At 50.3% G+C, this 1,581-nt stretch carries 2 tRNA genes and 2 rRNA genes; all 4 read right to left on the reverse strand.

The window, feature by feature from the left end:
- A 23S ribosomal RNA gene (locus tag AC22LX_RS24750) occupies window positions 1-843 on the reverse strand; the annotation flags it as partial.
- Between the two features lie 307 nt (window positions 844-1,150).
- Window positions 1,151-1,226 (reverse strand) — tRNA-Ala (locus tag AC22LX_RS24755).
- A gap of 106 nt (window positions 1,227-1,332) precedes the next feature.
- Window positions 1,333-1,409: transfer RNA gene (locus AC22LX_RS24760), tRNA-Ile, on the reverse strand.
- Between the two features lie 71 nt (window positions 1,410-1,480).
- A 16S ribosomal RNA gene (locus AC22LX_RS24765) occupies window positions 1,481-1,581 on the reverse strand; the annotation flags it as partial.

Consider the following 1,581-nt stretch of genomic DNA (forward strand, 5'->3'; position numbering starts at 1 on the left):
TTCACGAGGCGCTACCTAAATAGCTTTCGGGGAGAACCAGCTATCTCCCGGTTTGATTGGCCTTTCACCCCCAGCCACAAGTCATCCGCTAATTTTTCAACATTAGTCGGTTCGGTCCTCCAGTTAGTGTTACCCAACCTTCAACCTGCCCATGGCTAGATCACCGGGTTTCGGGTCTATACCCTGCAACTTAACGCCCAGTTAAGACTCGGTTTCCCTGCGGCTCCCCTATACGGTTAACCTTGCTACAGAATATAAGTCGCTGACCCATTATACAAAAGGTACGCAGTCACACCCGAAGGTGCTCCCACTGCTTGTACGTACACGGTTTCAGGTTCTTTTTCACTCCCCTCGCCGGGGTTCTTTTCGCCTTTCCCTCACGGTACTGGTTCACTATCGGTCAGTCAGGAGTATTTAGCCTTGGAGGATGGTCCCCCCATATTCAGACAGGATACCACGTGTCCCGCCCTACTCTTCGAGTTCACAACCTGTGCATTTTGGTGTACGGGACTATCACCCTGTACCGTCGGACTTTCCAGACCGTTCCACTAACACACAAGCTGATTCAGACTCTGGGCTGCTCCCCGTTCGCTCGCCGCTACTGGGGGAATCTCGGTTGATTTCTTTTCCTCGGGGTACTTAGATGTTTCAGTTCCCCCGGTTCGCCTCGTTAACCTATGTATTCAGTTAACGATAGTGCAACGAATTGCACTGGGTTTCCCCATTCGGACATCGCCGGCTATAACGGTTCATATCACCTTACCGACGCTTTTCGCAGATTAGCACGTCCTTCATCGCCTCTGACTGCCAGGGCATCCACCGTGTACGCTTAGTCGCTTAACCTCACAACCCGAAGATGTTTCGTTCTGTCCGGTTCGTTGCGCATCGTGAATCCTGCGTTGTTCCGTACTCGCGATGCTCATGGACATATAGTCCACTCCGCTCGCTGCGTGCGGTACGCCTTGGCTTCACTTTGCTCACGTCACCTTTTACAGTGTCATCTTCTGATTGCGAAAATTTGAGAGACTCGAACACACATTAACTGTGTGTCGTTTCAATTTTCAGCTTGATCCAGATTTTTAAAGAGCAAAACTTCGCAGTGAACCTTTTCAGGTACACTCTGAAGTTTTCTTGTTTTTTGCAGTAAGGATGGTGGAGCTATGCGGGATCGAACCGCAGACCTCCTGCGTGCAAAGCAGGCGCTCTCCCAGCTGAGCTATAGCCCCATCGTAGTTATCTCTTTACCGGTAATTTTTCCTGAGACAAGGCGTGGTGAAGCGAAGCATACTTAAGTATGCGAGCTTTGCCACAACGCAGTATTCAGGGAAAATTTGGTAGGCCTGAGTGGACTTGAACCACCGACCTCACCCTTATCAGGGGTGCGCTCTAACCACCTGAGCTACAAGCCTGCAGAGATTACTTACTGCTGTATTTTCATCAGACAATCTGTGTGAGCACTACAAAGGCAGGTTCTTTAAGGTAAGGAGGTGATCCAACCGCAGGTTCCCCTACGGTTACCTTGTTACGACTTCACCCCAGTCATGAATCACAAAGTGGTAAGCGCCCTCCCGAAGGTTAAGC

The sequence above is a fragment of the Klebsiella sp. PK01 genome (assembly GCF_057624675.1).